The sequence below is a fragment of the Desulfogranum japonicum DSM 18378 genome, from assembly GCF_000429945.1.
GTDB classification, from domain to species: Bacteria; Desulfobacterota; Desulfobulbia; order Desulfobulbales; family Desulfobulbaceae; genus Desulfogranum; species Desulfogranum japonicum.
Genome location: NZ_AUCV01000021.1, coordinates 101959 through 109709 on the forward strand (window position 1 = coordinate 101959; position 7751 = coordinate 109709).

General features: G+C 44.3%; 4 protein-coding genes and 1 pseudogene. 4 read left to right on the plus strand and 1 reads right to left on the minus strand.

Features of this window, described 5'->3' with window-relative positions; all coding sequences use genetic code 11:
- Nucleotides 1-251: 251 nt before the first annotated feature.
- The 4 genes from G493_RS0111390 (at nucleotide 252) to G493_RS0111405 (ending at nucleotide 7164) form a co-directional block, all read left to right on the plus strand.
- Nucleotides 252-2930: a DEAD/DEAH box helicase gene (locus G493_RS0111390; protein WP_028580487.1), complete on the plus strand. Its 2679-nt coding sequence runs from the start codon at nucleotides 252-254 to the stop codon at nucleotides 2928-2930.
- Nucleotides 2931-2953: 23 nt separating this feature from the next.
- Nucleotides 2954-3991 (plus strand): SWIM zinc finger family protein, encoded by a 1038-nt coding sequence (locus G493_RS0111395; protein ID WP_028580488.1) that lies wholly within the window; start codon nucleotides 2954-2956, stop codon nucleotides 3989-3991.
- Between the two features lie 636 nt (nucleotides 3992-4627).
- On the plus strand, nucleotides 4628-5995 hold the full coding sequence (locus G493_RS28925) for an RtcB family protein (RefSeq protein ID WP_205623668.1): 1368 nt from the start codon (nucleotides 4628-4630) through the stop codon (nucleotides 5993-5995).
- A 542-nt stretch (nucleotides 5996-6537) separates the two neighbouring features.
- Nucleotides 6538-7164, plus strand: a complete 627-nt coding sequence (locus G493_RS0111405; protein ID WP_028580489.1) for a hypothetical protein — start codon at nucleotides 6538-6540, stop codon at nucleotides 7162-7164.
- Nucleotides 7165-7450: 286 nt separating this feature from the next.
- Here G493_RS0111405 and G493_RS28930 read toward each other — a convergent pair.
- Nucleotides 7451-7751: pseudogene (locus G493_RS28930) on the minus strand (ISKra4-like element ISDau4 family transposase); the annotation flags it as partial.

A 7751-nucleotide genomic window follows, 5' to 3' on the forward strand; every position in this document is an offset into this window, starting at 1 on the left:
TAGGCAAGCGAAGACTTCGTTAGGCTATCTATGCGGGAAACCGCGATCGTGCAAAGAGGTAAGGGACATCGGGAGACTCCGTGGAGAACCTGTGACCAGTTACGACTTTTTTATTTCTTTTGAGGGCCAGAGACAAGCCAATCTGATAAATTTTAGACAACCACCTCGTAGTTTCATTTTATACGCAAACTAGGTAAAGTAGCACCACTTCAGTTTGTGCTATCTTCCTCTTTCTTTATCTCAATATATTTATGGCTTACGATGAACTTCAGGTAGTACTCATGCCGGATGGCGCACTTCAGCTTGAATGGGTGACTGTTTCCGGCAAGATGAGCAATAGGCAAAATCTGCTGCAAAACGAAATCTATGAGCATTATCTGTCCGAGCCGGACAGCTGGCTCCTTTTTCTCGGTTTTACCAGTAGGAAGACTCCCGTCTCATCTTCGTTGAATTTCTGGCGGAAGTTGGCTGCTCTCTTTATCAACACACTCAGGCTCTCATCAGACATCGAAGAATTACGTGGTGATATTAATCTCCCTTTAAGTGATGAAGAGCTTTCGGTCTGGCTCGATTCGGTCCCATTGATGACCGGAAGCGAATACCTGCAGCCGGAAGTTCTTTCGGCAGTATGGAGTGAATTGCACCAGTCATTCCGTGGCAAAATCAACGCATACGAAGGGACAGTTGAAGAGTTTTTCAAAGAATATAGCCCCGATATACATCTGGCCGGTCGTATCTACTTTCACTTGGTTGAAAATAAGGATCATGAAGCTCCATTTGCTTTTCTTGCAACCTATTCCACCATGGTCGGTGAAGAGGGCGAATCGAAACATCTTCCCTTGAAATTCGCCTTACAGGAATATCGTGACGATCAAGTCAAGCTGCTCGAACTGCTTGTCACCGTCGATACCGCTGCAAAAAAAAGTTGCCTTATCAGGGAAATGCGGGACAACGGCGATCTCTTTCATCCATTGGCCTGGTCCGGTCAGCAGGCCTTTCTTTTTTTGCGGGAGATTCCGTTATATGAAGAATCGGGTATCCTATGTCGTATTCCGAACTGGTGGAAAAAAAAGAGCGCCAACATCAGCGTGGCCATACATATCGGCGAGAAGATGCCATCCATGGTCGGCATGAACGCACTGCTGGATTTTTCACCACGTCTTATGGTCGGTGATACGGAAATTTCCGTAGAAGAAACACGCCGATTGCTTGAGGAGTCTGAAGGACTCGCTTTTTTGAAAAACAAATGGGTGGCCGTCGATCAGGAAAAACTCAGGCAAACCCTGGAGGCTTATGAAAAGGCCAGGCAATTAAACGACGATGGCGGAATGACCCTGCTGGAGGCTATGCGTTTTTCAATGTCTCCGCAAAAAAAACTGGGGCAAGATAATGCAGAAGCCCTCTCATCCGTCTCCCACGGAGAGTGGTTGAAGAAGATTTTCAACTCACTGCAAAACCCTGGAGAAATCGGCACAGTGAAAACCAGCGGAACATTCAAGGCCAAACTCCGCGGTTACCAGCAAGATGGTCTAAACTGGCTGTATACACTACATAGCTTAAAGCTTGGTGGTTGCCTGGCTGACGACATGGGGCTTGGAAAGACCATCCAGGTTCTGGCGTTTTTGAATGCCCTGAAAGCAGAAGAGGCAAAAAGCACAAATACAACACTTCCCTCCCTCCTCATTCTTCCAGCCTCGCTCCTGTCAAACTGGACAAGCGAGATTGAAAGGTTTTACCCGGCGCTGTCATGGTTTGTAGCCCACCCGGACATGCATAAACCTGCTAAAGTTCCCATCCCGGACAGGGAACAACTTCGTGCTCTGGACCTGGTGATCACAACGTACCAGATGGTCCAGCGCTATAGCTGGTTGCAGGAAAACTGCTGGAACTATGTCATCCTTGATGAAGCACAGGCGATCAAAAACCCGGGTACAAAACAGACCAAAACGGTCAAGGGGTTGAAAGCTGAAAACAGAATTATCATGACCGGTACCCCGGTAGAAAACAGATTGTCGGATATCTGGAGCCTGTTCGACTTTGTCAACCCCGGTCTGCTGGGTAATTCAAAGGAGTTTAGCGAATTCACAAAACAGCTGGAGGGCTCTCCGGAAGGATATACCGGCCTGCGCAAGGTTGTAAGTCCATTTATTCTCAGGAGACTGAAAAGTGATAAAGCGATTATCTCCGACCTCCCAGACAAGGTGGAGATGAAAAGCTGGGCGCCGATGAGTAAAAAACAGGCCGTGCTCTACCAAGAGTTCCTGGAAAGAATCAGCCAGGCCCTGGAAGAATCCGAAGGAATTCAGCGAAGGGGCCTTATCCTTTCTGCCCTGATGAAATTCAAGCAGTTATGCAATCATCCCTCCCAATACCTAGGGGAAGAGCTTTTTGAGGAAAAAGAAAGTGGCAAATTTCAGCGGCTCCGGGAAATCTGTGAAACGATCTATGAAAAGAGGGAGCAGGTCCTGGTCTTTACCCAGTTCAAAGAAATGACTGAACCGCTGTCCCGCTTTCTGACGACCATTTTCAAGCGGGAAGGATTGGTACTGCACGGCAGTATTCCGGTGGGACAGCGAAAAAAAATGATCGAAAAATTCCAGGGTTCTGATTATGTACCGTTTTTTGTTTTATCTCTCAAGGCAGGTGGCGTTGGCTTGAACCTTACGGCAGCCAATCATGTAATCCATTTTGATCGGTGGTGGAACCCGGCAGTGGAGAATCAGGCGACCGACCGGGCCTTTCGGATCGGTCAGAAAAAGAATGTGATGGTCCATAAATTTCTGACCAAAGGCACCATTGAGGAAAAAATAGACCACATGTTGATGGAGAAAGCCAAACTCTCCGAGGAGATTGTCGCCGCTTCCGGGGAAAGCTGGATTACCGAAATGAGCAACAATGAATTACGGGATCTTTTCACTTTAACCGTCTGAGAAAAGAGATAAAGGAGCATCTTATGAGTTATTGGAAATTTCCAAAATACGTCACTGTTGCCGAAAAAAAAGCGAAGACGTTGAAAAAGCTGGAGAAACTGAAGAAAAAAAATCCGGGTATCAGGCCAGTCCTCCTCCAAGGGACAACTCTAGCACGCAACTGGTGGGGAAAGTCGTGGAACAAGAATCTCGAACGTTATGCTGACTATGAAAACCGCATCGGCAGAGGAAGAAGCTATGTCCGCCATGGAGCTGTTCTCGACCTGCAGATCAAACGGGAAAAGATCAGTGCGCTGGTGGCAGGTTCTGCTGCCCAACCGTACAATGTTGAAATATCCATTAAGCCGATAACCCAAAAACGATGGCAAGAGATTCGACAACAATGTGAGGGACAGCTGCAGTCGCTAAAGGACCTTCTTGCCGGCAAGTTCCCAGAAGCACTCGCAGATATCTTTTTCAGCCAGGATAAGGGATTATTCCCCGACCCGAAAGCGATCCAACTGGATTGCAGCTGCCCGGACTGGGCCACTATGTGTAAACATGTTGCTGCAACACTCTACGGGGTCGGGGCCCGGCTGGATGAGGATCCGGCCCTGTTTTTTATCCTGCGCGGAGTCGACATCAACGAGCTGATAGCCAAAGCGGTAGAAGATTCGGCGGAAAAACTTGTTGCCAAAGCCGGAAAGAAGAGCAGCAATGTGCTTGGCGATGCCAACCTTTCAGACCTTTTCGGTATCGACATGGATGATGCGCCTGATTTCAGTAAAAAGAAAGCTGTACAACCTTCCTCGACGGAAAATAGAAAGAAAAAAACCGCCACCCGGAAAAAATCGGTCTCCGGCAAACGTACCAAACAAGTACCCCAGCAGCCAAAGACGCGACCGGAAACAGCAACAGCTCATGTTGCCGAGATAATAACTGCCAGCACCAAAGGGGTCACCATGGGTGAGCTTGTCGAACAGACTGGGTACGATAAAAGCAAACTGTACGCGATCGTGCACAGGTTAAAGAAGCAGGAAAAGATACTCTCAGTCTCACACGGGGTGTATAAGAAAGCATAATTTGGTGTGACCGTTCAACAGCACCCCACAGAATCTCCCGCGCTTTGTCACTTACCTCTTTGAACGACCACAGCTCTGTTTTTTTTGGTATTTTTTATGGGAGAATAGTAACCGCAGTTACCTACTCCGTTGCCATTGGACCGCTGATTTGTTACGCTGAGTAATATCAGATTTGAATTGCCAATCCTGACCCGACTTTGTGAGCTCAAACTTATGATTTGCATCAAGTCATTCCAAAGGACCTAAGCCAATGAACGGTTTAGGCAATTGAATTCACCGTTTATGGCGACTTCGTCGCCATGAATCGCGGTGCTGATTACGTCAAGCCCATCGTCCTGTCGCTTCGCGCCAGAACAAGGCACTTGACCAGACACCGTGAAGATCACAACCAAGCTACGCTTACTTGCACTGCCCAAGATGCGGGTTAGCAACACGATTCGGCTTTCACTCAGCACCATGTTAATTCAAAACTATGACTCTTGACTCTCGCCTCTCTCGCATAGATCAAAACAGATTAAGCATAACTAATCCTTATGGGGTAGCTGCAACTTTATTTGCAAATGAAGATGTTCCTGTAGACGCTTCATCTATTTCTGAACTCATTGAGCTTCTCGAAATAAAAAAACTATCGAAAGAGTGGCAGAGAGTACACCTGAAAGCTTTGGTGTCGTCCCCAAAATATCTCATATCGCACTTACTCCGGATTTTCATAAAGGCAAAGGTATCCCTGTAGGAACTGTACTGGCAACACAAGGTTTCATCGTTCCACAGGCAATTGGGAATGACATAAACTGTGGTATGCGCTTACACGCTACTTCTCTCTCTGCTGATCAAATAAAGGCAAACCTGGACAAACTTGAAACAGTATTTAGGCGCATTTTTTTTGAAGGTGGTCGCAATATTCCGATGTCGAGAGCGCAACGTGAGGCGCTCTTCAAAAATGGAATTACAGGGTTGCTTGATGCAACCCCCAAAAGCTTAATGGATGGTCTTTGGTCATTATTTCATAATCTTAATATAGAAAACGATCTTAATTCTATTTCGCAAAAAGGAAGCTTGAAAGCAAAGTCAACCTTCGGGCTTAATGATTTTCTTGGCCCAGCGGACCGTCTTTCTCGAGATAGTCAGATAGGAAGCATCGGGGGAGGAAATCATTTTGTAGAAATCCAATACGTAAAAAGTATCATTAATGGATCTATTGCTCATGCTTGGGGGCTAAAGCCTGGTATGGTCACAGTAATGGTTCATACTGGTTCTGTGGCTGTGGGCCACCTAAGCGGTAATTTTTACAACGATCTTGTTCGAAAAATATATCCTCAAAGTCTTAAATATCCCTCAAATAATATATTTCCATTGCCTGTTGGATTGAAATATCAAAAAGAGGTTGAGCAATTCTGGGATGCTCTAGCCAATGCAGCTAACTTTGCATTTGCAAACCGACTTTTTCTTGCAATTATGGCTCTTGATGCCTTACAAAACAATTTTGGTCAAGTTGAGTTTTCATTAATCTACGACTCACCACACAATTTAGTATGGAGAGAAACAATTAATGGTGAAAGTTGTTTTATACACAGGAAAGGTGCTTGCCCTGCTAACGGATTGAATGAAATGGTAAATACGCCATTTGAGTATTATGGAGAACCAGTAATGGTTCCAGGGTCTATGGGAGCCAGTAGCTATTTGTTAGCTGGGCAAGGCAATCAAGAGTCAATCCGTAGTGCTAGTCACGGAGCTGGCAGGGTTTTATCGAGAGGAAAAGCCCTAAAAGGATATGAAGCTGAATTTAAAAGGTTTTTAAAAAATTTTAGAGTAGTAACTCCTGTTGATCTGAGGAGACCCGATATCAAGTTAAGAAAAGATATTGTCCTGCAAAAATTTGCTGATATAAAACAAGAAGCTCCTTTTGCTTATAAAGGTATCACCCCCATTGTTGAAACTCTTTCTGGGGCTGGGATAGCAACACCAGTTGTAGAACTGGAGCCCTTAATGACAATTAAAGGATGACCATGCCTAATGAATAGAGATAGAGTGTATGAGTAAGGTACAAACGAACCACGATCTTATCCGTGGTTGAACAAGCCCGTCTCTTTAAGTAAATATCTATTTTTCAGATATGTTCAGATAGAGGTGCCTCGCTTACCATTCACCCAGATTGGCGGCAATCATTCCAGAATTTCAGGATGCGCATCGGCCTGCCGCAATACGGGAATGCAAACGTAACTGACCACGGGGTTAACAACACTTATATTTCAATCAGTTCCGAGTCGTAACTGGTCGTAGATGCTTCAGTTTTGGGCAAGCTCGTTTTTTCGCAGGGAAGCGAAGACTCCGGCAGGCTATCTATGCGGGAAAGCGCGATCGTACAAATATAATGCACCTTTGGTCAGTTACCTTTGAGTGTCTTTTCATGCATTGCATTGGTGGCGCGTAGTGGAAAAATCGCATAACCAAAGGGCTCCAGCGGATTGCCACACGCTGCGCGCTCCACAATCGCACTGAGAAGTCGTTAGATACTCACTGTTAAAAAAGAATAAAGGGAATGATTTATGAATAAAATTTCTATAACAAGGGCTTTGGTAGAATTAAAGACCTTGGATAAAAGAATTCAAAAAATTTTGGAAAACTTGGAACCCGTAACAATCCTGACAGGCAGCAAAATGGAAGTCGGCATTAAAAGCAAAGAAGATTTTGAAAAAAACACCAAATCTTCATATCAAAGCCTTACAGATCTTATCGAAAGAAAAAGGAAAATTAAGTCAGCCGTTGTCAAGTCCAACGCAACTACAGAAATTTATGTAGCAAATGAAAAAATGACTGTTGCGGAAGCAATTGAGAGAAAAAGTTCTATTGAAACAGAAAAAAATATTAGAAAATGTTTAGCAGAAAAATATTTTAAAAAAATCAAACAGGTTGAAAATCACAATGCAAATATCAAAAGCCAGCTTTTTAAATTATTGCAAGCTACTTATTCAAAACCTGAGACTGAAATATCAAAAGATGATTACGACAGGATTGCAGTTCCGTTTAAAGAAAATAATGAAGCAAAGCTCATTGACCCTCTTGAAATAAAAAATAAACTACAGTCAATTGAAGAGCAGATTGATATTTTTGAATCGGAAGTGGATATTGCTTTAACAGAATCAAATTCAAGAACTGAAATTGAGATTTTATGATTTCAGCAGTTTTTGATACGAAGAAAAAATAATGCGCATATGGCTGACCATACGAAAGTCGTTAAAAATCGGACCCGGCTCGGGGTTAAGAGCATCATGCATAGGGACCGGTGGTATTTTTATACCGTACAGGTTAAAATCCTGTCTTGCGATTATATCGTGAGTGGCGGAATGGCAGACGCGCCGGTTGCATTCACTTTGAAAGCTCAAAATCCAAATCTCAGTTTTCAGTTTTCAGATGTCATGATTCAAAGCTTAAAATGGGGAGCATCCGATGACTATGGCATCATTTGACGACGCGGAGTCTCTTTTCTCTGGTAACTCTTTTACCTTTGGTCTTTTCCTCATATCCATCAAAAAATGAGTCAAATTTAGAATTGTATTTGGCGCAGCGCAGTTTCAAAATATTATTGGCGTAGTCCACCTTCCACCAGGCACCGGATCTTTTAAGTCGAATATTGCTGATGAACTTATTGGCACTTTCAATTGCCCCGCTACCAAGAGGATAGCCTCCTCGCCGCAACCGGCCATATTCAATTCTATCTTTATTTTTCTTTAGGTAATTGACCAGTGTAGCTCTCTCTGTT

Bases quoted from the DNA above. Each gene is read 5' to 3' on its own strand.
- G493_RS0111390 (WP_028580487.1), top strand. From the start codon at position 252: ATGGCTTACGATGAACTTCAGGTAGTACTCATGCCGGATGGCGCACTT.
- G493_RS0111395 (WP_028580488.1), top strand. From the start codon at position 2,954: ATGAGTTATTGGAAATTTCCAAAATACGTCACTGTTGCCGAAAAAAAA.
- G493_RS0111405 (WP_028580489.1), top strand. From the start codon at position 6,538: ATGAATAAAATTTCTATAACAAGGGCTTTGGTAGAATTAAAGACCTTG.